This window comes from Mesorhizobium sp. M0217, from assembly GCF_040321955.1.
Taxonomy (GTDB): domain Bacteria; phylum Pseudomonadota; class Alphaproteobacteria; order Rhizobiales; family Rhizobiaceae; genus Mesorhizobium.
The window spans coordinates 1-24,360 of the sequence record NZ_JAMYSN010000035.1 but is presented as its reverse complement, the minus strand read 5'-3'; the positions used below and the strand labels follow the sequence as shown (position 1 = coordinate 24,360).

Below are 24,360 nucleotides of genomic sequence, written 5' to 3'. Positions count from 1 at the left end.
GCCTAGCACTCAGCCGAAGCGAGTGCTAACGCGGCAATGAGATAAGCCGCAGGCTCCTGCTAGTCAAGACCGAAGAGCAAAGAGCAAAGAGAAAAGAGAAGACAGCAAAGAGCAGCCAGCAAAGAGCGTGTAAGCATCGAGCCTTTTATGTGAACAATGTCGGGTATCCGACATATATGGGGCGGCTCACCCTTTGTAATTGAGCTTTATTCAGATGGTACGATTGGTGCAACGGGTGTTGCATTTGAACTCATCCAGAGGCTCGCACGGGTCGTGCTGCGTCAGCTTGGTCATGTCGAGCTTCAGAAGGCCATTTTTTGGCATTGGTTCTGTTGCTCCTATTGCCATTCATGACCAATCCTGCGCGCGTGAGCCGGCCGGCTAGATTCCAACCACGAGAGCGCCGCCGCTGAGACCCGCACCCGCCGCCGCCAGAAGGATTTTCTCTCCTGGCTGGAATGGCTTCATCTGGTTGGCGAGCGAGAGCGACAGCGGGACCGTCGCGGCCGAAGAGTTGCCGTATTCGGCAATCGTCTTGACAATTGCTTGGTCCGCAATGCCGAGGTTTCTTCCGACCGCGCCGAAAATCCGAGTATTGGCCTGATGCGGCACAAACCGGCCGACATTGTGTGGCCGCACTCCCGCAGTGGCTAGCGCGGCTGTCGAGCAATCGGTCATCATCTCGACGGCCTTTGCGAACACTTCGGGCCCGTCGGTCATCGTCATCCGGGTCTGCCCGAGGTCGAGGTCGCCATGGAACGGCGTGTTGCTTCCTCCTGCGGGAATCTGGATCAGCCCGTAGCGCGAGCCGTCCGAAGCCACCGAGGCACCGAGAATGCCCCGATCAGCATCATCGCACTGACCGATCACCAGGGCGCCGGCGGCATCGGCGAACAAGACTGAGCTCGCGCGCTCGGCTGGATTGATGCGGCGGCTGAGGATGTTGGCGGCGATGACCAGCGCTGGTTTGCCATGCAGGCGGGTGAACCCGTCCGCAAACATGAGCGCATAGATGAAGCCGGCGCAGGCGCCGGTCAGATCGACCGCGCCTGCGCGGCCAAGGCCAAGCTTGTGTGCGACCAGCGGCGCGCTTGGCGGCAGAAGATGGTCGGGCGTCGAGGTGGCAAGCAACAGCAGACCGATGTCGTGGCGCGCAATACCGGCGTTCACCAGCGCCATGTCGCCAGCCCGGGTGGCAAGACCCGACAGCGTGTCTTCGTCCGTTGCCCAGAAGCGCGAACGGATTCCGGTACGCCTTTCGATCCAGCCCGGCTCGAGGCCGAGATTGCTCTCGATCTCGCCATTAGCCACCTTGCGCCCAGGCACGCGATGGCCAAGTCCGAGAATGCGCGACGACTTGCTCATGGCCTTGACCCGAAGCGTTCCCCGGCCTCCTCGATGGCGTCATATAGTCGTTCGAGCTCGTCGCCTGCGATGCAATAGGGTGGCAGAAGGTAGAGGACATTGCCGAGCGGGCGCACAAGTAGGCCGCGCTCGAGGAAGAAAGCGCGCAGCTTCGGACCAATCTCGGCGAGATAACCTGCTGAACCGGTTCGCAGGTCGAGCGCCGCGATCGTTCCCGTGGCTCGACAGTCGGCAAAATATGGATTGTCCCGAAAGCGTTGCAGCCCGACGGCCTGCATCACGCTCAAGGCCGTGATCCGCCCGGCCACTGGCTCGTCGCGCCAGATCTCGACATTGGCGAGTGCTGCCGCACAGGCAATCGGATTGGCGGTGTAGGAGCTCGAATGGAAAAACGTCTTCTTCCGGTCCTCGGAATAGTGCGCCCGGAAGATGGCATCGGTGACAAGCGTTACGGCCAGCGGGATGGTGCCGCCGGTCAAGCCTTTGGAGGTGCACAGGATATCTGGAGAAATCGATGCCTGCTCGCAGGCGAACATGGTTCCGGTGCGTCCCCAGCCGGTCATCACCTCGTCGGCGATCAGCAGCGAGCCGGAGGCCTCAGTGATCTTCTTCAATTCGGCCAGAACCGATGCTGGATACATCAGCATGCCGCCGGCGCCCAGCACCAGCGGCTCGACGATCAAGGCTGCGGCTCGTCGATCGCGGGTCACAGCCTCGAAACGATCCAGCGTCTCCTGCTCGTGCCCCGCGGCCGGAAAGGGGATGATGTCGACCTCGAACAGCAAGGGTTCATAGGCGGCGTTGAACACGCCACGCGCACCGACGCTCATCGTTCCAATCGTGTCACCATGATAGCTGTGCTCCATGACGACGATGCGCGAGCGCGGCGCGCCGATGTTGCGGAAATAACCGAGCGCCATCTTCAGCGCGACTTCGACTGAGGTCGAGCCACTGTCGGAATAGAACACCCAGTCGAGTCCAGCGGGAGCGAGGCCGACAAGCGCCTTGGCCAAGCGCTCTGCCGGCTCGTGCGTGAAGCCCGCAAAGATAATCTGGTCGAGGCTCGACGCGGTTGTCTCGATTGCCTTCATGATGCGGGGATGGCGGTGGCCATGTGTGACGACCCACCAGGAGGAGATGGCGTCCAGGATGCGGGCGCCGTCGGCCCTGTGGAGATAGGCGCCCTCAGTCAGGACGATTTCTGGGATCGCAGGCTCGAGTGCGTGCTGGGTGAAGGGATGCCACACATGAGACTGCGACATCAGTCACCTCCAGTAATCGAGGCGAAGGCGAAGCCGGCAACCATTGCGTCCCTCAGTGTTTTCCCCGTCAGCACATCGAGGTGCGGCAGCCTGCCGAGCTGCGGGGCACCGCTGAATTCCACGATGGTCCGTTGCGTATCGGCCATCTCATCGCCGATGAAAGCGATGCCCGCCAACGGGATGGAGCGGGCGCGGAGCGCCTCGACCGATAGCAAGGTGTGGTTGATGGTGCCGAGTGTGGTGCGGGCGCACAGAATAACGGGCAGCCGCCATTCAGCGAAGATGTCGATTAACCTTGTGCGCCGGTTGAGCGGCACCATTAGGCCGCCGGAGCCTTCGATGACGAGCGGCGTCGGTAGGACGGGAAAAGCAAGATCGGCAGCCTTGATCGCCACGCCGTCGATCTCGGCCGAACGATGCGGCGACAGCGGGCTCCGCAAGCGGTAGGCTTCCGGCAGCACGCGCTCTGAGGGCAAGCCGGCAAGCCGCGCGACAACCTCGCTGTCGGTCTCGCCGTCGAGGCCCGATTGCACCGGTTTCCAGTAAAAGCCGTCCAGCAAACCGGCGAGCCCAGCCGCAAACACGGTCTTGCCAACTCCGGTATCCGTTCCGGTGATGACGATGCGTTGGGTCATATCGCCTCCGGTGATGTTTCGGCCAACACCTCGACCAGCGCCTCGACCATGGCGGAAATGTCGGCTTCGCCAATATTGAGCGTCAGTGAGATGCGCAGCCGCGACGTGCCCTCGGGCACGGTCGGAGGACGAACGCCGCGTATGTCGAAGCCGCGGGCCTGCAGGCGCGCCGCCACTGCCATGGTGCGCCTGACATCGCCGATTACTAAGGGCTGGATCTGAGAGCCACTTGGTGTCACACCCCAGCGATTGACCAACCGGCCGGCGCTGGCGACGCGTTCATGCAGCTGAACACGCCGCATAGGCTCGTCGGCGAGCATTGCGAGTGCCTCGCGCGCCACGACCGCCATCAGTGGCGATGGCGCGGTTGCGTAGATGAATGGCCGGCAACGGTTGATCAGATATTCGCACAGTGCCCTCGGCCCGGTGACGAGCCCACCAGATGCGCCGAGCGCCTTGCCGCAGGTGTGGAGCGCTATGATGTTGTCGCGGCCCTCGAAATCGGCGGCAAGCCCCCGGCCATCCGGTCCCCAGACGCCGGTGGCATGCGCCTCATCAATGACGATGAATGCGCCGTGCCGATCGGCAAGTGCGACCAGGCTCTCCAAAGGCGCGCAGTCGCCATCCATGCTGTAAAGGCTTTCCACCGCGATCCAGACGCATCCCATGCCGCCTGCGACGCGCCAACGTGTAATCGCATCCTCGACAGCGGTGGCGTCGTTGTGCGCGGCCAGCACGAACTGTGCGCGCCCGGCCTGCGCACCCTCATGCATGCTGGCATGGGCGAGCTCATCGACAACCAAAAGATCGCCCTTCTGCGGCAGGGCGCTCAGCAGAGCGAAGTTGGCGATGTAGCCGCTGCCGAAGAACAGCGCGCGGTCGGCTCCAAAGAATGCCGCCGCGTCTGCCTCGAGCTGCTCGTGTTCCGGTGCATTGCCGCGCAACAGCCGCGACCCGGTGGCGCCAACCGGCGTGCCCCGCGCAATCGCCGCCACAACCGCATCGCCAAGTCTTCTGGACGCGGCCAGCCCGAGATAGTCGTTCGACGAGAAGTCCAGCCCGGCGCGGGGCGAAAGCGTCCGCAGCCGGTCCTTGCGCGCTAGCCCCTGCAAGGTCGCATCATAACGGGCAAGCGGCGCCCCGTTCATTGCGCCTCGAGTTCCATCGGATCGATGCCAAGGCGCCGGAACAGCAGGGTATCCTTGTCCTCACCGGGATTGTCCGCCGTCAGCAGCGTGTCGCCGAAGAAGATCGAGTTGGCGCCGGCAAAAAAGCACAGCGCCTGCATCTCGTCAGTCATCGCGGTGCGGCCGGCGGACAGACGGACATGCGATTTCGGCATCATGATGCGCGCCAGCGCGATCACGCGCACGAATTCGATCGGCTCAATGGGCTTGGCGTCTGCAAGCGGCGTACCGGCGATCGGGATCAGCATGTTGATCGGAACGCTTTGCGGATGTTCCGGCAGATTGGCCAGCGTCACCAGCATGTCGATCCGGTCCACCGGCTCCTCGCCCATGCCGACAATGCCTCCACAGCAGACCTTGATGCCGGATTTGCGAACGTGGTCAAGCGTCTCGAGCCGCTCGGCAAAGCTCCGCGTACCGATGATCTCGCTATAGTAGCGTTCTGACGTATCGATGTTGTGGTTGTAGTAGTCGAGGCCCGCCTGCTTCAGTCGAGCGGCTTGCTCAAGATCGAGCATGCCGAGTGTCATGCAGGTCTCCAGGCCCAGCGCCTTGACGCCTTCGACCATCGCCACCACCGCATCCATGTCGCGCGCCTTGGGGTTTCGCCAGGCCGCGCCCATGCAATAACGGGTGGCGCCGGCATCACGCGCCTTGGTCGCTTCGGCGATGACGCGCCTGACATCCATCAGCTTGGACGCCTCCAACCCGGTTTCGTGACGCGCCGACTGGCTGCAATAGCCACAATCCTCCGGGCATCCTCCGGTCTTGATGCTGAGCAGCCGGCTGAGCTGGACCTTGTTTGGATCGAAATTCTGGCGGTGCACCGTTTGCGCCAGGAAGAGGAGATTGTTGAAGGGGGCATGGTAAAGTGCCTGAGCCTTCTCCAAGGTCCACGCTCCAGGGTCAGGGGGGTCAAGAGATTTGGCCTGTGGCGGTGTCTGCGTTGAACTTGCCGTTTGCATCTCCATGCTGTTCCTCCGGTCTGTCTTGCGGGTCTTTGCTATCTGACTATGATGATCGGAAAGGACAGTTGACCCAATCCTGTTCGTTACTCAGACAATCATGAGCCCCGATGGTCGAGGCCGATATCCAGGATCGGCGCGCTGTGGATGAGTCGGCCGACCGAAATCAGATCAACGCCGGTCGCGGCAACCGCTCGCGCTGTATGCGACGTGATCCCGCCAGAAGCCTCGGTGATAGCGCGGCCACCGACCATTGCGACGGCGCGGCGAAGATCGGGGAGGGACATGTTGTCGAGCAGAACCGCATCGGGAGCGAAGCCAAGTACCTCCTCCAACTGGGCCAGAGTATCGACCTCGACTTCGATCTTGACGAGATGACCGGCCGCTCTTCGTGCTCGCTCGAGCGCTGGCCGGACGCCGCCTGCGATGGCGATGTGGTTGTCCTTGATCAAAATTGCATCGTCCAGGCCGAAGCGGTGATTGGACCCGCCACCTGCGCGCACGGCATACTTTTCGACTGCCCGCAATCCGGGCGTCGTCTTGCGGGTGCAGACGATCTTCGCGCCATATCCACGAACCGCAGCGACCATCGATGCCGTTGCTGTGGCGATGCCGCTCAGATGGCACAAAAAATTGAGTGCCGTCCTTTCGGCTGTGAGAATGGCCCGGGCCGGGCCAACCACTGATGCAATGACCTCTCCATCCACGACATTGCAGCCGTCTGCCCGCTCCACGGAGATTTCGACACCAGGATCAATCAAGCCGAAAGCGAGCATCGCCAGATCGATGCCGGCGACAACTCCGGACTGTCGCGCCACCAACACGGTTCCCGCTTGGCATTCCTTCGGGACGATGGCGTCCGTGGTCAAGTCGCCGGCTCTGCCAAGGTCTTCAAGAAGAGATGCCCGTACAAGCGGCTCAAGCAGGACCGTGGGGAGCGGTGAGAGCATCATCCCTTTGCACCTTCGGAGCTTGGCGAGTGTCCGAGTTCCCGCGCAGCCGCCAAGGCGGCTTCGAGCGTGATTTCGGACCGTCGGGCGGCAGTCGCATGATGAGGAAAATCTGTCCGGTAATGAGCGCCGCGGCTTTCTTCGCGCAACAAGGCGGCAACAGCAATCATTAGCCCGACAGCCGCCGGATCCGAGACCGCATCCTTGCTTTCGGCGAGCGGCAATAAGGCACGCGCGGCTGCTTTCAACGCTTGACCATCCCGGACGATGCCGAGTGCGCGCGACAGAAAAACGCGCACGGCTATCGGAGCGGGCGGTGGGTAAACGTTCGCAAACGCAGGCCTTGTTCTGCGCGCAGGCGTTCCGGCGACGCTTTCAGCGACCCAGCGGGCGCACACGATTGCCTCCGTCAAGGAATTGCTGGCGAGCCTGTTGGCGCCATGCAGTCCTGTCGAAGCGACTTCGCCGCAGGCCCACAGCCCCTTGACGGAGGTCCTGCCCGAGCTGTCCACGGCAACGCCACCCATGTGGTAGTGTTGGGCCGGACGAATGGGGATGAGATCGCGCGCGGGATTGATGCCCGCTCCAAGGCAGGCTGATGCGATTGTCGGGAAATGTCGAGCGAATGCCGGGCCTGGCCGTTGTCGGGCATCGAGAAAAACATGGTGGCCGTCCGCAAGATGGTTCCACACGGCGCGGGCCAAGACATCGCGAGGCGCAAGTTCCGCCCCGGGCACGCTCTGGAGAAAAGCCTGGCCGGTTTCATCGATCAGGGCAGCACCTTCGCCTCGCACAGCCTCGCTGACCAGCGCCATAGGGCGTTCTGGGCCGTCAAGCGCGGTCGGGTGGAACTGAATGAATTCGAGGTCGGCTAGGACAGCTCCAGCGCGGGCCGCAAGCGCAAGGCCTTGTCCGCAACTGCCCCAAGGGTTCGTGGTGTCGAGAAACAGTCCCCCGATGCCACCGGTGGCGAGAACCACCCGCCGTGAGCCGAAGAAGAAAGGTGCGATCGAACAGCTCGCCCAGACGCCTCGGATCGCATTCTCTCGCACTGCGAGCCGGCGCGCTTCCACGCCCTCCACGACAACTATCGACGGAGTGGAACGCACAGCCGCGATCAGCGCACGCATGATCTCACGCCCGGTGCCGTCCCCATGCGCATGAACGATGCGACGTCGGCTGTGTGCGGCCTCCAATCCGAGGCACAGTGATCCTTCCGGCCTGCGGTCAAAGCGAACCCCAAAGCCCGCAAGCCCCTCTATGGCCTTGGGCGCGGCTTGGAGGATGCGGCTCGCCACGTCTCTGTCGCAGAGACCATCCCCGGCGGCAATCGTATCGGCCAGGTGCATTGCCGGATCGTCGTCTTCGCCGAAACTTGCAGCCAGGCCCCCCTGGGCCCAGGTGCTCGAGTTGTCAGCTCCCAGCAGCGACCTTGACAGAAGAAGCACCGGCTCCGGCGACAGTTGAAGCGCGGTCATCAGTCCGGCGATGCCGCCGCCGATGATGATGGGCCGCCCGAAGAAGCTGCGGAGGTCGGCGCTCAAACTGCCAGCATCCGTTCGACCGCTAGCCGCGCGCGCCCGGCGATCCCGGGTTCGACGGTTACGACATGGTGGTTCTGCTCGAGCGCCGTGCGGATGTTGGCAAGCGTGATCCGCTTCATATGCGGGCACAAATTGCAGGGCCGGATGAACTCGACCTCTGGGTGCGCTAACGCGACGTTGTCGCTCATTGAGCATTCCGTCATCAGCACGACACGTGGCGGCCTTTGCCTTTCGACATAGTCGGACATGGCAGCCGTCGAGCCGGAAAAATCTGCTTCAGCCACGACGTCGGGCGGGCATTCGGGATGGGCGAGCACGACCACGCCGGGATGGCTTTCGCGCAACTCGCGGATGTCGGCCGGTGTAAAGCGCTCATGCACCTCGCAACGCCCTTTCCAGGCGATGATCTGCACATCTGTCTGAGCGGCGATATTCTGGGCCAGATATTCGTCCGGCAACATGATCACCCGGAGAACCCCAAGGGATTCGACGACCGCCTTGGCGTTGCCGGATGTACAGCAGATATCCGACTCGGCCTTCACTTCGGCGGACGTATTTACATAAGTGATGATCGGAACGCCGGGATAACGCTGGCGCATCAAGCGCACGTCTTCTGCCGTGATTGAGTCCGCCAACGAGCAACCGGCGCTGAGATCCGGAATGAGCACGGTCTTGCCCGGATTGAGGAGCTTGGCCGTTTCGGCCATGAAATGGACGCCGGCCAGCACGATGACTTGCGCCTCGACCGTCGCAGCCGTGCGGGCTAGTGCCAAGCTGTCGCCGACGATGTCGGCCACGCAGTGGAAGATCTCGGGCGTCTGATAATTGTGCGCCAGGATGATCGCGTTGCGCTCGCGCTTCAGCGCAAGGATCGCCTCGATATCCTCGGCGAAAGCCGGCCATTCAATCGGCGGGATCACTCGTCGGACGCGCTCGTAGAGCAACGCGGCCGTAGGCAGCATGGCGCCCATCGACCCCCTCCCGCTTATACTCTAACTGAAAATAACCAGCATATACTTGCTGTGAGTATAAGGGATGTCAACCCCGCGCCAGCGGCAATTTTGTCCCGGCGATGAGCCTATCGTCCAGAACGGCGTGGCGGAAACGGAAAAGCTTCGCTGGCCGGCCGCCGGTCTCAGTGGTGGCCTCTCCGGTCTCCTCGACCAGCTCCTGCTGTTCGATCAGTCGGCGAAAGTTCGGCTTGTGGATGAGCCTGCCGGCGAGCGCCTCCACGGTTCGCTGCAGCTGCAAAAGCGTGAAGACCGGCGGCATCAGCTCAAAGACGACTGGGCGGTATTTGATCTTGGAGCGCAGCCGCGCAATGCCGGTCGCCACGATGCGGCGATGATCGGCGACCATGGACTTGCTGGGCACCAGCGGCGGGGGTCCTGCGTCCCGCCCTCTTACGGCCTCTTGGACCAGGCCTGCTTCGTAGACTAACTCATAGCGTTGAAGCGTGAGTTCCTCGTTCCAAAGGCGGTCGTCGAAGCCAAAGGCTATCGTCGCCCGCTGCCAGCGTTCACGTCGCGTGGCCGAATCGCCAACCCCGTTTGCCCATTCGATCAGGCGCGGCCGCAGAACGTCCAGCACGACCGCAGGCGTGCCGGAGCGGTGGTCCTCCCATGGAAAATATTCATACCAACTCTGCCATCCGCACTTGGGCGAGCCCGCTGCCTGTTCCTTGCGCGTCAATGCGAGATAGCTGATGGAGATGACGCGCTGCTGGCGCTCGGCGCCGATGCGATCCCGATCCGCGAACGTGTAGAGTTGCTCAATGTACCCCAGCCGATGGCCGGTTTGCTGCTCGACCCACCCCCTCAAGCCGGATTGCAGCGATCGGTGCTCAAGCGCAAAGGGACCGGAGGGCAAGGTGTCCGCCTGGCCGATGGTGAGGACACAGGGTTGACTGCCGTTTACGGCGACCACAAAGGCGATCAAGTCCACTTTGACGTTGTCGGCCTTGCCGGCGGCTCTGTCTTTCCTGAGTCCTATTGCCTGATCGTCCATTATTTGGCCAACTCGGGGGCACCTTAATCGATTTAGTGTAAGCGTGCCAATTGGCACGTCAACACCCCGCAGCTGCATGGCCATTTTTTTGCTCTTCGCACCTGCACAAAAATGTGCCAAAGGCGACAGCCGCAGCTGGTAACGTAGGGGAAGGAGGGTCCCATGAGCGCTTATGGTGACACCAGGGCGATCACACCGCCGGATATTCGTTCGCGCAAAGGTGGGACGCCGCTCGTCTGCCTTACCGCCTACACCACCCCAGTCGCCCGGCTTGTCGATCCCCATTGTGATGTGGTGCTCGTCGGCGACAGCGTCGGCATGGTTCTCCACGGCCTGCCCTCGACGCTCGGCGTCACGCTGGAGATGATGATCACGCACGGCCAGGCGGTGCGCCGTGGCATCAAGCAGGCGCTGATGGTGGTCGACCTGCCGTTCGGTTCCTACGAGGAAAGCCCAGAGCAGGCTTTCCGCAATGCCGCGCGCGTCATGGCCGAGACCGGCTGCACGGCCGTCAAGCTCGAAGGCGGCGAAGCGATGGCAGAGACGATCGGCTTCCTCGTCGCACGCGGCGTGCCCGTCATGGCCCATGTCGGATTGACGCCGCAGGCCATCAACACCATCGGTGGCTACCGCGTACAGGGCAGGGGCGGGGATGCCGAGCGCATCAGGCGCGACGCAATTGCGGTGGGCGAAGCGGGCGCCTTTGCGGTCGTCCTGGAGAAGGTTCCTGAGGCGCTCGCCCGCCGGATCACCAAGGAGGTGGCGACCCCGACCATTGGCATCGGTGCCTCGGCAGCCTGTGACGGCCAGATTCTCGTCGTCGACGACATGCTGGGCCTCTTCGGCGACTTCCGGCCCAAGTTCGTCAAGCGCTATGCTGAACTCCGGGAGGCGGCTGCGGCTGCGATCGCTTCCTATGCGCGCGAGGTGAAGGAGCGCCAGTTTCCCGCCGCAGAGCACGTGTTTGCCGATGCGCCCAAGCCCGCCGACACGGACGCCACCAAGAGCGGAGAAGCAGCGTGAGCGTGCCGATCGTCAGGAGCGTTGACCAGCTTCGCGAAAGCGTCGCCGCATGGCGCTGCGAAGGTGTGAGGATAGCCCTGGTGCCAACGATGGGCGTCCTGCATGAGGGCCATCTCAGCCTGGTGCGCGCTGCACTCGAGAAGGCAGACCGTGTGATAGTGACGCTCTTCGTCAACCCGAAGCAATTCAACAGCCAGGCCGATCTTGCCGCGTATCCCCGCACCGAGGACGAGGATGCCGCCAAACTGGCACCGGTTGGCGCGCACCTGCTTTATGCGCCAGATGCAGAGGAGATGTATCCGGCGGGCTTCGCCACCACCGTTTCGGTTTGCGGTGTCAGCGAAGGCCTGTGCGGTACATTCCGGCCGGGGCATTTCGACGGCGTGGCGACCGTCGTCGCCAAGCTCTTCCTGCAGACCAGCGCTGACTTCGGCTTCTTTGGCGAAAAGGACTTTCAGCAAATTCACCTGGTCAGGCGCATGGCCCGGGATCTGGATATTCCAATCACCATTGTTGCCTGTCCGACAGTCCGCGAAGCCGACGGTCTTGCGTTATCATCGCGCAATGTGCGGCTCTCGCCAGCGGAACGCGCTGTTGCTCCCAAGCTATCATCGGTCCTGCTCAAGACGGCTGAGCGGCTTGAGCGCGGCTCACCCATCCTGCCAACGCTTGCAGAATCTCGCGCAGCAATTCTGGCTGCAGGCTATCGCGAGGTCGAATACCTGGAACTTCGCGATGAGGCAGATCTGCACCCGATAACAAGCCTCGATCGACCGGCACGGTTGCTTGCCGCCGCCTGGCTCGGCGGCACACGGCTCATAGACAACGTCAGACTATTTCGGATTGGTTCAACAGATTAGCCACGTTCTCGGCACGCGCCGTATTCGTCCGGGATCATCTAAAACAAGGTCTCTGCCTAGCATTGAGCGTTACGGAGGTTACGCACAGGACACATGCATCGCGTGTTTGAGAACTTCGTCGAGCAACTGTCTGCAAGTGTTGATGCTGCCGATCTCTGTGAGGCAATGGCCTCCGCTGCAGCCGGCTTCGACTTCCCGCTATTCGCCTATTTCACCTACCCGTCAGCCTCCGGCGACGCCCCCCAATTGATTTCAAACTATCCTTCATCCTGGACGTCACGTTATCTGCAACAGCGGTACCACAGTCTCGATCCGGTCATCCTGCGCGGGCTGCAAGGCTGGGATACATTCGATTGGGGTGTGGATCGCGCTCGGCACGGTCTGCCGAATTCGCAGCAACAAATTCTAGAGAGTGCGGCTGAGTTTGGCATCTGCGGCGGCCTGACGATGTCCATGCATGATCATCTCGGCCGGTTTGCTGCCCTGACCTTTGCTTCCGACGAGTCCCGTCCGCCTCTGTTGCGGTCACTGGCACGTTACGAAAAAGCATTGCAGCTGGTGGCCATCAACTTTCATATCCATGTCCGGCGAAGGCTCGCCGATCATCGCGTGGTGGATGGTGTAACGCTCACCCCGCGGGAGTTCGAGTGTCTGAAATGGGCGGCGCGCGGCAAGTCGGCTTGGGATACTAGCCAGCTTCTCGGCGTCTCAAAGCGCACCGTGACCTTTCATCTGGAAAACGCCAAGGCAAAGTTTGGCGTTCGAACGATCAACCAAGCCGTTGCACGAATGGCTGCCTCCGGCCTGACGAGATCCTGATTCTCAGCCACGATACCTGTAAACCTCTACAGGCTGCATCGCTGTCAGCTTTGCCCTTCGATGGCGGGAACACATCCCACATGGAGGCGACCATGATGCAACTGATAGCACCAGACTTTTACAGTGATTTTGCAGGCGAGCTCAAAGAGATGCACGGGCTCAGGTTTCGGGTGTTCAAGGAAAGGCTCGATTGGGAAGTTGATACCGAAGACCAGATGGAATCCGATCCGTTTGATGCTCTCAAGCCTGTCTATCTGCTCCTCAAAGGATCCGACTGGCGAATTCGCGGTTGCGTGCGTCTTTTGCCCAGCACCGGACCCACAATGTTGCGCGACACCTTCCCGGTGCTGCTGGGTGCTGACGTCGTGCCCTCGACCACCGACATATGGGAGAGCAGTCGTTTCGCGCTCGATCTTCCTCCGTCGGCGCCCAAGGCAGCGGGCGGGCTGGCCCAGGCGACCTACGAGCTCTTCGCGGGCATGATCGAGTTCGGCTTGGCCAAGGATCTGACCCGGATCGTAACGGTGACGGACACGCGCATGGAGCGGATCCTCCGCCTTGCTACGTGGCCATTGTCGCGCATCGGAGAACCCAAGTGCGTCGGCAAAACGGAGGCGGTGGCTGGGTTTCTCGAGATTTCCCACGCGAGCCTTTTGCGCATCCGCAGCAGGGGACGTCTGAGCGGACCGGTACTGTGGCAACCGGTTCTAGGCCCGTCAGCATAGCGCCATTGTGGACACCTGTGCCATGAAGGATGCTGGTTTGCCCAAGGAAGCGACGGTCGGCCTTGTATGCTGGCCGGACTGGCGTCGCCAGGACGCTTACCACTACGCCAGACGATTGCCACGCACTGGCTGGGCCTGGGAGTTTCTTCGGCGCAATCCACAATTCCAGCGCGACCACGCCAAAATGGCACCGTCCGCCTGCTTCGTCGGAACCCAGGCCGACATGAAGATAATCGAGTTGACGACAGAATCAGCTTTCCTAAGACAATGGAGCCTCCTTTTTCGCGGACGCGCCACAGTCGGACGCTACATCGGCGAGGGTCTTTTGGGATCCGCGCGATTGCGCCTGTATTCTACGAGCGGCCGCGGAGCCGCTGGGGCTCGACCACGATTTTGAACCGCTTCACCTTTCTTCGCTCTCATGCTGCAAGGACATCCTGCTGACAGCTGCGGGCATGCAGCACGTGCTGCTGAGGGAGAACTGCCGGAGTCTGCAGATCGCCGTTTCCGGTGCGTCCGTCCTCCGCCCGTTGCGGCTATATGTCGACGCAATCCTTCAGCCGCAGCACCTCAAGTTCCATGTCGCTGCCCTTCAGTTCCTGAACGACATCAATGATTGCCGCCGCGTGTCAGCTGCTTGCTTTCCGCCGGAACACCGCGGAGCGCGCCTGCGTATTGTACTGCAGGCTTTGGATGGCTCGCTGGCGGGAGCATCTCATCAGGAGGTCGCCATTGCCTTGTTCGGGAGACGCCGTGTCGAAGAAGATTGGCGTCATCCAGGCGGCCATCTTCGCGATCAGGTACGTCGCGCCATCCAACGCGGCCGCTACCTGATGGGCGGCGGCTACAGACAGTTCCTGAGGTAATTGGAGTGGTTGCGATTGTCTTATACGAACGCGCAACCTCCATTTTCTCACTGCAATGGTGCGTTGCACAAAACGTGGCAAGCGCCTAGTTCTTCCGCGGCGAATCGGGTTTCGGCGAAACACCGGGACCCAACTTCGTCGATAAGTGCATTCATGACCTGAGGACCCCGATGACCGTTATGAACTCCGACAAAGCCGGCGCTGCAAGCCTTGAGACAATCGCGCGAAACGGCAGCATGCTGCGTCGCATAGCCGTACGCATTCCGACCTACCTGTCGGATATTCGCGAGAACCCGGCGTGGCTGCCCATGTTCATGTTAGCGCGCACCATGCCGGCACGGAGAATGCACTGGCGTGGTGCAAAGCCGGTCCGAAGGCCGCAAAGAGCCCAGGACACGATGTTTGCCGGTGTCAATTGCCACGACGTTGTCGACGCGCTGCGGATGGATGGGCTTTTTCCCGGCCTTGTCCTGCCTGCAATGGTGGCTGAAGATGTAGCCGCATTCGCCAGGTGCACACCTTGTTTCGGCAATTTCGATCGCCGACTCGAGTTCATGCCGGCGGAGCATGCGGAGGCTGAGGCGCGATTTGGCCGTCCGTTGCTCAGCGGCCATTATTTCGAGCGCATTCTGGGCTGTAAGTCGGCCGTTGCCATCCAAAACGATCCGCTGCTCATGGATATCGCGGCGCACTATCTCGGCGGCCAGGCGACGCTGATCACGACGCGCGTCTGGTGGAGCTTCCCGACCGGCCAGGCGTCTGACGCGGACAAGAACCTGGCTTCGCTCGGCAAATACCACTTCGACCTGGACGACTGGCGGATGCTGAAGTTCTTTTTCTATCTGGTGCCCGTCGACGAGGGGACCGGCCCGCATATCTATGTTCGCGGCAGCCATGATCGCCGTGCCCTCAAGCACCAATTTACGCTTGTCGTCGGCCATCCAGCGCAAGAGATTCTGGACGTCTACGGCAAGCAGAGTCCGGTCACGCTGACCGGCATGGCCGGTTTCGGTTTCGTCGAGGATCCGTTCGGGTTCCATATGGGCACCGTGCCGTCGCACAGGCCACGGCTGATGATGGAAGTTGGCTTCGGCGTTTCTCCTCCATCGCGCCGCCGCTTCCATGGCGAGCCTGTGATCCGCTGATTTCGAAAAGTCCCGAAACAGCCTTCCCGTTGTGAGGGAAAGATAAGGCTATGCCGCCAATCGATCTGTTCCGGGCCAAAAGCGGTTGTCTGCACATGCCCTGAACTTGGCTGGTGCAATGAGTCTCGCCATTGCTCCAGCCAGCGCATCAGTGCCTGTTTAATCGAGGTTAGATGGCAGTGCGCCCAAGAGATCCTCCTCGATATCGCCTGCCGCGCGAAGCCTCAGATGCTCTTCGAAAACCTCCTTTACGGACCAAGTCGTCTCGGGTCTCCTTTGAGTGGCCGGAAGGTGGTGCACAGCCGTATCGTGCTTCGGGATCCTGAACGAAGGCGAGGGGCGGTTTGTTCCTCGCGGGGCGCATGCAGCGGTGCCGGCATGACAGCTTCGTCTTGGATCCCGATGCTCGGCAACGTCGGCGGTGAAGGCTCTGTCTAGGCGGCTTACGTGACTCCAATGCAGGAGATCGACCATCTCCTGTCGAGCACATTCGTTGGCGATCACCGTCGCGGCGCTACGGACGCCGCGGCGCCTGCGATCAATGCAGTTTGCCGACTAGCCGAGCGTATTCGGCTTCAGCCCTGCCATATGACCCATCTGCCAGCGCAATTAGACGCGCGCGATCAAGAATGACTACCTCTCCTCGCATTGAGCGTATCAGACCTTGGCCCTCCAAGGTTTGCAGCGCTATGGTGACGCCGGGCCGCCTGACACCGAGCATAACTGATAAGAACTCGTGCGTAATCGCAAAGCTGTTCCCGTCGACGCGATCATCACACATCACCAGCCATCTTGAGAGCCTGTCGACTATGTTCATCCGGGCATTGCTGAGCGCGGTGAAGCTTGCCTGGAGGTGAAAGTAGTGAACGTAGCGGAGCAGAAAGGTTCGCAAGGTTGGGCTTGTCAGAAGCGCCTTGGTGAAGAGGCCCGCGTCGATAACAAAGGCTCGGGCTTCTAATTGGACGTAACAATCGTGCGTTGACCGGTCATCGCCCATGATAAGCGCTGAGCCGGTCATGCCCTCACAACCAATGATTCCGATCTCAGCTTCGATACCAGGCCGCAGCTCGCCCACCACTGACCCGAGACCGCTCTCGAAGAAGTACACGGTGCTGATTGGTGACCCCGCCACTTCGAGATGCGTCTTCAGCCCAAGGGAGACGCTTTCGAAATGAGGTTGCAGCAATGCCAAATCTGCCGAGCACATTCGTAGCAGCAGCGAATTGCGATAGATCGAATTTTGGCCGGTGTCGCGTTGCGCGGCAGTGTGAGTTTGTGAACTGGAGTCTGTCATAGCTCCCTCTCCCTATTGGGGCGGAAGCATGTTGATCGCTCACAGCCGACGGACGCCCTTAGAGTTGCCGTCGATGGCACACTGTATGCCTGCCGACCGCGGATGTCCCATTTTTTAATCAATTACGTTAATCGGCCCGAGCCAAGCTTTGGCGCACCCGCTCTAACGCGGCATTCAGATGCTCCAGAAATTCGTCATCGCTTTTGGTCGCCAAGCCGACTTGTCGAGCGCGAGTTACAATGCGCTCCTGGAGTGAAACCGCTGTCTCATAGTGGTCCACGATCATCTGAAATGAAGCGCTCATTGGGGCGGATTGAAAGGGCTGTGCCATAGCACAACCCTAGCTCCACGAGGATGAGAGTTCCATGCCGGCCGCCGCTTGGGTAACAATCGTACAATATACCCAAGACTGACCGCGCTCTTTGGTTATCCTCCCAGAAATCCGGTAGCCTTGCGTGGCGCAGCTTCTCTTCGCTCTTCGACCTCCTGACCCGGCCGACCAGTCCCGGCTTCAGCCATTCCGCCTTGTCCTTCTTATGCTCATTCGGGACCGGGACGCCGACCTCGCCCTGCACACGATCCCACAGCGTTTGCCTTTTGTCGGCCTTGACGGCTAACATCGCCCGCCCTTGTAGGACCGCTTTCAGCCATGATCACCTCGGGGGCTGAACGAAGCGCGTGGTTGTCGACTCTGTCGGTCGTCGCAGACGCTTACGGAGGCCTCACCGCAGAGGGAGATGCGCACTCCGGCTCGACGACGGCTGTCGAAAATCAGACTGATGTGGATGCACTACCATCGATCGGCACTAAGATTCTCGACCTCGGCAATAAGCTCCTCTGTACAGCAAGCGACCTTCCTGCCTCGCAATATCAAAAGTCAAACCCCGCCGCAGATGCATATGCCTGGCAGCACGCGTCGGTCTTTGGCCGCGCATCTGCCAAACCGAAATCAAGTAGCCCGCCATCGCGCGACCCTCAACGCGATCTTGATCATTGCAGTGGGGCAATAACTTATCTCTTTGGAGCTTGGTGGTGATATATAGGCGCCCAAGCCAGCGCTAATATTGCATGGAGCTAAAATGCCCGCTAAGATTTCTTGGGTGTTGGCTGGCGGGTGTTTGATGCGGTTTCATCGTCTAGGCGCGGTCGCTCTGGGTCTGGCGTCCTTCATCAGCAGCGCTCATGGCCAAGAATCCTGCGACCCTAACTACACAGGCGCCTGTGTTCCAATCGCCAGCGATGTCGACTGTTCCTCCGGAAAGGGCAATGGTCCCGCATACGTACACGGGCCGGTCTCTGTCGTAGGCACCGATATCTATGATCTTGACCGAGACGGCGACGGAATAGGTTGCGAAAACGGCTAGAGGAGGAAAGTCGCCCTCCAACTTCATGACGGCACCAGCCCATCCGCTGTTGATGGTAACGGTCACCTCCGAGTTGAGGGTGAGCAACGTTCCCAGCCATTTGCATCAAATATCAGGACCTCGTAAATGCGACTTATGGCGACTCTGCGGTACGACGGTCGAACACCTTCCACGTCTCAACCGTCTCCTGCCTTACGTTTTGTCAATTGGTAGCTGATTGTAGAATGTGCCAGTAACTGGGATGCTCATCTCGTTCCACATGCGCGAGCCCTGATGCGCGTCAGTTATTTTTACTCTCCGGTCACGATTGAGACCACTGGCCCGGGCGATGTTCCCCGAGAAGAACAAAGAGGTAGATGGTGCCGGCATGGTCCCACCAATGCTCTCCCCTTGTGAACGGCATCCAAACTTTTCGGCGGGCTTGAACAGCGGCCACCTTTGGCGGCTGTCGAGGGCTGATGATAGATTCCATTCCAGCTCTTTCTAATGTGCCGTCCGAACAGTGAACGAAAGTAGAACATATAGTTCAAGCGCGAATCGACTGTGAGAGGGATGAGCTCCAATTTGGGTCATGCCTGACGCTGGTGGAAGACGAAATTGCGGTGGCGACTGGAAGCTCAGCGATGCACCAAATGGAACTGGGCAGCTGGTGCTGTCCGCTGCGGCGCTATGACGTCAGACGATGGTATCTGCCGAATGACCTGGGGAATCTTCGGGGACGTCGAGGCCGACGTGGTCGGAAGCAAACTGAGTTGCGGGCGATGCGGCAGGAACGAGTATATGCAAGCTGAGATGCCTGTCGCTGTCTCCGCGTTCCAGGCCGACGTTCTCTGCATTCGGAGGCCTGGTGAGCGATACGGGTGCGCCTGAGTGTCAATGGCGCATTTAGCAACGGCCTGGTACACGATTCACCGCGGTGCGAGCTGATCGAAACTGGCTTGGTCGATTGCATCGTAATAGCGCCGCCCACGAGGAAAGATTTTTCTATCGTTTGCGGTCGGGGTCGCATGACGCGATTGTCGGACGCAACAAGCCAGCTTGGCAATAGGCAGAGGCTGTCCACACTGTACTCCCTAATGCCAATCCATACCTAACGAGACCGCCATGCCGTCACCTCCAGATTTCACCGACGATTTTCGCGCCGAGCTGATCACGCTGCTGCGCTGGCGCAGGGATGTGCGGCGCTTCGAGCCGACGGCTCTGCCAGAGGGTACGCTGGAACGCCTGCTCGAGCTCGCCAGCATTGCGCCCTCCGTTGGCCTCAGCCAGCCCTGGCGCTTCGTAGTCGTCGAGAGCCTCAAGCGGCGCACTGCCGTGAGAGACTGCTTCGAGCGCTGCAATGCTGAGGCGCTCACGCGCTTTTCGGGAGAGCGCGCCGCACTCTATGCCCGGCTGAAGCTTGCCGGGCTCGACGAGGCGCCCTGTCAATTCGCGGTCTTCGCCGACCGCACGACCCGACAAGGCCATGGGCTCGGTCGCATGACCATGGCGGCGACCATCGACTATTCGGCCGTCATGGCAGTGCACACACTGTGGGTGGCGGCGCGGGCGGAGGGCATCGGCATGGGCTGGGTGTCGATCCTCGATGCGACCGAGATGGCCGAAATTCTCGACACGCCGCCCGAATGGACGCTGATCGGCTATTTCTGCCTTGGCTATGCCAGCGAGGAGCACGACATGCCGACCTTGGAACGCGAATGCTGGGAACATCGGCGGCCGCCGGTGGTGATCAGGCGATAGTGGGGCTGCTCATCATTCGCCTCTTCCCTGGCGATGAGCTTGACGCAGATCGGGTCGCCCTTCGCCACATTGCCATTCCAACCGAAGCCGAGGTTCGTGTTCTTGCAAAGGCCAGGAAAGAGCAGCATGACAAGCGCGACCGCAGCGAAGATGGCGCTTGCGACAACCGGGCTGAAGCCGGGCATGGAGGTGGTCGACCTCTGTTGCGGGGCGGCTGTGCCGATCGCCACGATCACCCGCCATGTCGTCGCACTACGCCGACCAGCTGGAGGCCGCGCAGCGCCGGCTGACCGGCGCCGGCGCGACCAATTGCGAATTCGTCGCCGGCTACGCGCTACGAACTCGCTACTCTGGTGTCACGCCCCGTGAGTCTTCACGGCCAACGCCTTCGACGGCGTCCCGGACCGACCGCGGCTGGCACGTGCCGTGCGCGAGGCGCTCGCCCCCGGCGGACATTTGTTATCGTCAACTGACACCGGCAGCCGCGCGAGACGACGACGGTCCTGAAGCGAACTCAGGCTGTCGCCAAGACAGACCATCGCCGATGCCCAAGTCGGCGGCACCATGCTCCTAGATGCCGACTGCCTGACAAGGGGCCGCAGGCCCGTCGTCCGTCCACTGTCCAAGGCCTCCTGGCCTTTCCGAGGCCGTGATCCTGCCGCGGGTGTGAGTCTGCGATCCTCATAAGAGCGTCAGGCGCGAATAGAAGTTTGGGTCGTGGCTCCACAGCGGCCGACCTATCCATCGGGTGGATGGTAGTTATCACAACAATCAATTTTACCAATATTATGGAATTCTACTACAAGGCCGCCACTTAAAGCGGCCGGACGGGTATCCGTCTCGCGTGGGCTGGTGCTGCCCGCAAAGATGCGGAGACGAACATGTGCGGGATTGTTGGCATCGTTGGGCAACAGCCGGTGTCGGATCGGTTGATCGGCGCGTTGAAGGGTTTGGAATATCGCGGCTATGATTCCGCCGGCGTTGCGACGATCATCGAGGGTGCCTTGCACCGCCGGCGCGCCGAGGGCAAGCTCGTCAACCTCGAGAGGCGACTGAAGGAAGAGCCGCTGAGCGGCAACGTCGGCATCGGCCACACGCGTTGGGCAACCCACGGGGCCTCGACCGAACGCAATGCGCACCCGCACTTTAGCGACGGTGTCGCCGTAGTCCATAACGGCATCATCGAGAACTTCACCGAGCTGAAGGACGAATTGGCGGCGGATGGCGCCGAGTTCCAGACCGACACCGACACCGAGGTCGTTGGGCATCTCTTGGCAAGATACCGCCGAGAGGGCATGAGGCCGCAAGAGGCCACGCGTGCCATGCTGAAACGCGTCAAGGGCGCCTATGCGCTTGCCATCCTCTTCGAAGATGAACCGTCGACCATCACGGCGGCGCGCAACGGGCCACCGCTCGCGATCGGTCACGGCGACGGCGAGATGTTCCTGGGCTCCGACGCGATCGCCCTTGCTCCCTTCACCAATGAAATTACCTATCTCATCGACGGCGACTGGGCCGTTGTCGGCAATTCGGGCGCCCATATCTTCGATGTCAACGGCCGTCCCGTCGAGCGTCCGCTCCATATCTCCACGGCCGCGGCCGATCTGGCCAACAAGGGCAACCATCGCCACTTCATGGAGAAGGAGATTTACGAGCAGCCCGAGGTCATCGCCCATGCTCTCCGTCATTACATTAACATCATAGACAGTCGCGACATGGTTCCTGGCATTGATTTCGCCAAGGTCCCGAGCTTGGCGATCTCTGCCTGCGGAACCGCCTATTTCGCCGGACTGATCGGAAAATACTGGTTCGAGCGCTATGCGCGCCTGACGGTTGAAATCGACGTTGCGTCCGAATTCCGTTACCGCGAGATCCCGTTGCCGCCGCAGTCGGCAGCTCTTTTCATCTCGCAGTCCGGCGAAACCGCCGATACGCTTGCGTCATTGAGGTACTGCAAGGAGCGTGGGCTGAAAATTGGCGCTATCGTCAATGCCTGCGAATCGACCATCGCTCGCGAGGCCGATACGGTTTTCCCGATCCTTGCCGGACCGGAGATCGGCGTCGCCTCTACCAAGGCTTTTACCTGCCAGCTTGCCGTTCTAGCAGCACTCGCCATCGGCGCCGCCAGAGCCCGCGGGACGGTCCCCGAAGACGAGCTGCAGGAGCTCGTCAGGAGCCTCGCCGAATTGCCGCGCGTGATGGGCCACGTACTCGAGAGCATCCAGCCGGAAATCGAGTTCTTGTCGCGCGAACTGTCAAAGTGTCGTGACGTCCTGTATCTCGGCCGTGGCACCAGTTTCCCGCTAGCGATGGAAGGTGCGCTGAAGCTCAAGGAGATTTCCTACATCCATGCCGAGGGCTATGCAGCGGGTGAATTGAAGCACGGGCCGATCGCCTTGATAGACGAGAACATGCCGGTGATCGTCATCGCGCCCCATGACCGTCTTTTCGACAAGACCGTTTCCAACATGCAGGAAGTGGCTGCCCGTGGAGGGCGGATTATCCTCATCACCGATGAAAAAGGGGCAGCCGTATCGAAACTCGAAACCATGCACACGCTCGTGCTGCCGGTTGTCGACGAGATTATCGCGCCAATGATCTTCTCGCTCCCGATACAGCTTCTAGCCTACCACACGGCGCTCTTCATGGGGACGGATGTAGACCAGCCGCGCAATCTCGCAAAATCGGTCACGGTCGAATGATTGTGAACCTGTACAGGTGGCGATGCGCCTCCAGGAAAGCGGTACCCCTTGTCTGGATCCGAAGCCCGGATGAAACCAGATGACCATTGTTTGCTGCAATTGCGAAACTCGGTAGCGGTTACGAGCGGGTCTTTCGCTGCCTCGCCGGTGGAGATTGCCGAAGGAAGCAGTGTCCGTGCCGAAAGTTCGAGTTGCTGTTCAAGAAAGCCATCGGCGAGAATGGTCCACGAAGGATCGCAGGTCGCATGCGCTACGCCGACCAGGCTCTCAGCACGGGCAGTCTTGATACTTGATCAGAAGCAGGTGAGCCGCCATATTCCAGCCCGGCCAATTCAGCGGCCCATCCCATGCATGAGGCCGGTTCGGCCGAATGGACGACCATTTTTTTTATTTGCTAGGTGTGCGCCTCGGGAGGAATCTCCGAGGGAGCTCCCAGTTCTTGGAGATGTTTATGAAGGATTCGCGCATTCCCGAACCAGTCTTGACGGCTATGTCCCAGGGAACCCACATCGTCCGCGCTTATCGCGAGCACCTTGGATATTCGATCGACGACCTGGCCGTCGCGTGCGGGCTGGCCGCTGAGGAAATCCAAAACATCGAGCGAGGTCTGAGGTACAGCAAGGGCTATCGGGATCGGATAGCGAAATCGCTTTCCATACCTGTGGGAATTCTTGAGTCGGAGTTGGACATTTCGGACGCCGCCTGAACAGATCGGATGATCTGCAATGGGTGGACTAGCTGTTGTGATGTGAAGCTTGCGGCTGATGTCGACGCTTGATTGATTGATGCGATGCCTTCTGGCGCAGCTCACCGAACAACAAAGCGATATAGCCGCCCGGAGTGCTACGAAACGTGCACGACGGCATCGGCTCGCGACGAAGGACTAACGGCGAACTCTTCCTAGTTCGGCAAGGCGATGCTGGCTTGAGCATCAACTCGGCCTACGAGAGTGGCTACTCCTAGGCTGAATCGTCCACCATGGCGAAGTCGCGCCGCTCTGAAAGTAACATGGCGGGCATCCTGACGTTTCCGGGTTGACTATGGGCGTTCGAACCAGGAAAAGGGGCCGCTCTTCGTGAGTGGCGTGGGCCGGCAGTCTCACCCCCAAGCCCCCCGCCCAGGCTGCCGGCGCGCTTCTAGAAAGATCGAAGTAGGGACTCGCTTGCGCTCTGCCCGCTGACACCTTGTGGTTCCTCCTGCGGGTCCAGCGGACCACCTTGGGTGTCGCCAGTTCTGGTGGTCACGCGCCTCCATTTGCGATCTCGTGTCAGTGAGTGCACCGCAAGCACCCTCTCTGCCAGCCTGAAAAATTCATGGGGGTTGGTGGATGTGGCGCAAGCCCGTTGAAATGACGTAGGATTTGGTTGCTTAAGCCGATCCGAAATTTCCCGGAGATCACACGCACCATGAACGATCTTGCGCTGCCGCTGAGCGGTTTGTCATCAGTCGGCGGCTAGTCCGTCGTCGCCCGTTTCGACGGCGGCATGCTGCGTCCAACAGCGGCGTTCTGGCCTTGGCCGAGGTGGAAAAGCGGTTGCGGGTGGCCGAGCGTCTGGCGCGTTGCATCGACGATCCGCGCTGCCCGGACCAGGTCGTCCACAGCCTGGCGGACATGATCGACTTTCGCATGAAGATGATCGGCGCCGGCTACGAGGACGGCAACGACGCCAACCGGCTGCGCCGCGATCCGGTCTTCAAGATGGCCCAGGATGCGCTGCCGTCGGGTCGGGATCTGGCGTCGCAATCGACGCTGTGCCGGCTGGAGAACCTACCCGGGGTGCGGGAGCTGGTCGCGATGGGACGGGCGATGGCCGATCTCTATTGCGCCTCGTTCCGGCAAGTGCCGAAGCGGATCGTACTCGACATTGACGACACCTTCGACGCTGTGCACGGAGGCCAACAGCTTC

Annotated in this window: 21 protein-coding genes and 1 pseudogene; 11 read left to right on the top strand and 11 right to left on the bottom strand. The window is 61.0% G+C overall.

Annotated features, from left to right (window positions below; all coding sequences use genetic code 11):
- Window positions 1–381: 381 nt before the first annotated feature.
- The 9 genes from bioZ to NKJ18_RS30030 form a co-directional block, all read right to left on the bottom strand.
- Complete coding sequence (bioZ, locus tag NKJ18_RS30070; protein ID WP_023673642.1) at window positions 382–1,365, bottom strand: 3-oxopimeloyl-[acyl-carrier-protein] synthase BioZ; 984 nt, start codon at window positions 1,363–1,365, stop codon at window positions 382–384.
- Window positions 1,362–2,627 carry an adenosylmethionine--8-amino-7-oxononanoate transaminase gene (locus NKJ18_RS30065; protein ID WP_023673641.1) on the bottom strand — a complete coding sequence of 422 codons (1,266 nt, stop codon included), beginning with the start codon at window positions 2,625–2,627 and terminating at the stop codon, window positions 1,362–1,364. The genes bioZ and NKJ18_RS30065 overlap by 4 nt, the downstream gene beginning before the upstream one ends.
- Window positions 2,627–3,262, bottom strand: coding sequence for a dethiobiotin synthase (gene bioD, locus NKJ18_RS30060; RefSeq protein ID WP_023673640.1), 636 nt, complete (start codon window positions 3,260–3,262; stop codon window positions 2,627–2,629). Before bioD ends, NKJ18_RS30065 begins: the two co-directional genes overlap by 1 nt.
- A complete protein-coding gene (locus tag NKJ18_RS30055) occupies window positions 3,259–4,410 on the bottom strand; it encodes an 8-amino-7-oxononanoate synthase (RefSeq protein ID WP_352761168.1) in 1,152 nt (383 codons plus the stop codon). The genes bioD and NKJ18_RS30055 overlap by 4 nt, the downstream gene beginning before the upstream one ends.
- Window positions 4,407–5,420, bottom strand: a complete 1,014-nt coding sequence (gene bioB / locus NKJ18_RS30050; protein WP_031203143.1) for a biotin synthase BioB — start codon at window positions 5,418–5,420, stop codon at window positions 4,407–4,409. Before bioB ends, NKJ18_RS30055 begins: the two co-directional genes overlap by 4 nt.
- A 92-nt stretch (window positions 5,421–5,512) precedes the next feature.
- The gene (nadC, locus tag NKJ18_RS30045) at window positions 5,513–6,367 is read right to left on the bottom strand and encodes a carboxylating nicotinate-nucleotide diphosphorylase (RefSeq protein WP_023673637.1); all 855 of its coding nucleotides are present in this window, start codon (window positions 6,365–6,367) and stop codon (window positions 5,513–5,515) included.
- Window positions 6,364–7,908 (bottom strand): L-aspartate oxidase, encoded by a 1,545-nt coding sequence (locus NKJ18_RS30040; RefSeq protein ID WP_023673636.1) that lies wholly within the window; start codon window positions 7,906–7,908, stop codon window positions 6,364–6,366. The genes nadC and NKJ18_RS30040 overlap by 4 nt, the downstream gene beginning before the upstream one ends.
- Entirely contained in the window at window positions 7,905–8,879 is a 975-nt protein-coding gene (gene nadA / locus NKJ18_RS30035; protein ID WP_023673635.1) for a quinolinate synthase NadA, read from the bottom strand. The genes NKJ18_RS30040 and nadA overlap by 4 nt, the downstream gene beginning before the upstream one ends.
- 67 nt (window positions 8,880–8,946) lie before the next feature.
- Window positions 8,947–9,915 (bottom strand): NUDIX hydrolase, encoded by a 969-nt coding sequence (locus NKJ18_RS30030; RefSeq protein WP_023673634.1) that lies wholly within the window; start codon window positions 9,913–9,915, stop codon window positions 8,947–8,949.
- A 162-nt stretch (window positions 9,916–10,077) separates the two neighbouring features.
- Between NKJ18_RS30030 and panB the strand changes: the two genes are divergently transcribed.
- The 7 genes from panB (at window position 10,078) to NKJ18_RS29995 (ending at window position 15,353) form a co-directional block, all read left to right on the top strand.
- Window positions 10,078–10,938, top strand: a complete 861-nt coding sequence (panB, locus tag NKJ18_RS30025) for a 3-methyl-2-oxobutanoate hydroxymethyltransferase (protein ID WP_352756080.1) — start codon at window positions 10,078–10,080, stop codon at window positions 10,936–10,938.
- On the top strand, window positions 10,935–11,798 hold the full coding sequence (panC, locus tag NKJ18_RS30020; protein WP_023740408.1) for a pantoate--beta-alanine ligase: 864 nt from the start codon (window positions 10,935–10,937) through the stop codon (window positions 11,796–11,798). Before panB ends, panC begins: the two co-directional genes overlap by 4 nt.
- 93 nt (window positions 11,799–11,891) lie before the next feature.
- Window positions 11,892–12,617, top strand: a complete 726-nt coding sequence (locus NKJ18_RS30015) for a LuxR family transcriptional regulator (RefSeq protein ID WP_023673631.1) — start codon at window positions 11,892–11,894, stop codon at window positions 12,615–12,617.
- 92 nt (window positions 12,618–12,709) lie between these two features.
- Window positions 12,710–13,342: an acyl-homoserine-lactone synthase gene (locus tag NKJ18_RS30010; RefSeq protein ID WP_023707030.1), complete on the top strand. Its 633-nt coding sequence runs from the start codon at window positions 12,710–12,712 to the stop codon at window positions 13,340–13,342.
- Between the two features lie 22 nt (window positions 13,343–13,364).
- The gene (locus NKJ18_RS30005; protein WP_352461172.1) at window positions 13,365–13,739 is read left to right on the top strand and encodes a transcriptional regulator domain-containing protein; all 375 of its coding nucleotides are present in this window, start codon (window positions 13,365–13,367) and stop codon (window positions 13,737–13,739) included.
- 58 nt (window positions 13,740–13,797) lie between these two features.
- A complete protein-coding gene (locus tag NKJ18_RS30000) occupies window positions 13,798–14,208 on the top strand; it encodes a DUF2285 domain-containing protein (RefSeq protein ID WP_023673629.1) in 411 nt (136 codons plus the stop codon).
- A 179-nt stretch (window positions 14,209–14,387) separates the two neighbouring features.
- Complete coding sequence (locus NKJ18_RS29995; RefSeq protein WP_023820363.1) at window positions 14,388–15,353, top strand: hypothetical protein; 966 nt, start codon at window positions 14,388–14,390, stop codon at window positions 15,351–15,353.
- Between the two features lie 538 nt (window positions 15,354–15,891).
- Here NKJ18_RS29995 and NKJ18_RS29990 read toward each other — a convergent pair.
- Together NKJ18_RS29990 and NKJ18_RS29985 are read right to left on the bottom strand one after the other, a co-directional pair.
- Window positions 15,892–16,647 carry a Crp/Fnr family transcriptional regulator gene (locus tag NKJ18_RS29990; protein ID WP_023731597.1) on the bottom strand — a complete coding sequence of 252 codons (756 nt, stop codon included), beginning with the start codon at window positions 16,645–16,647 and terminating at the stop codon, window positions 15,892–15,894.
- A 1,136-nt stretch (window positions 16,648–17,783) separates the two neighbouring features.
- Window positions 17,784–18,098 (bottom strand): hypothetical protein, encoded by a 315-nt coding sequence (locus NKJ18_RS29985; RefSeq protein WP_023707027.1) that lies wholly within the window; start codon window positions 18,096–18,098, stop codon window positions 17,784–17,786.
- A gap of 1,017 nt (window positions 18,099–19,115) precedes the next feature.
- On the opposite strand from NKJ18_RS29985, the gene bluB reads away from it, so the two are divergent.
- From bluB to NKJ18_RS29965, 4 genes and pseudogenes are all read left to right on the top strand, one after another.
- Window positions 19,116–19,751, top strand: coding sequence for a 5,6-dimethylbenzimidazole synthase (bluB, locus tag NKJ18_RS29980; protein ID WP_023713007.1), 636 nt, complete (start codon window positions 19,116–19,118; stop codon window positions 19,749–19,751).
- Window positions 19,752–20,632: 881 nt separating this feature from the next.
- Window positions 20,633–22,453, top strand: coding sequence for a glutamine--fructose-6-phosphate transaminase (isomerizing) (glmS, locus tag NKJ18_RS29975; RefSeq protein ID WP_352756085.1), 1,821 nt, complete (start codon window positions 20,633–20,635; stop codon window positions 22,451–22,453).
- A gap of 451 nt (window positions 22,454–22,904) precedes the next feature.
- On the top strand, window positions 22,905–23,159 hold the full coding sequence (locus tag NKJ18_RS29970) for a helix-turn-helix domain-containing protein (protein WP_031197535.1): 255 nt from the start codon (window positions 22,905–22,907) through the stop codon (window positions 23,157–23,159).
- A 700-nt stretch (window positions 23,160–23,859) separates the two neighbouring features.
- A pseudogene (locus NKJ18_RS29965) lies at window positions 23,860–24,360 on the top strand (transposase); the annotation flags it as partial.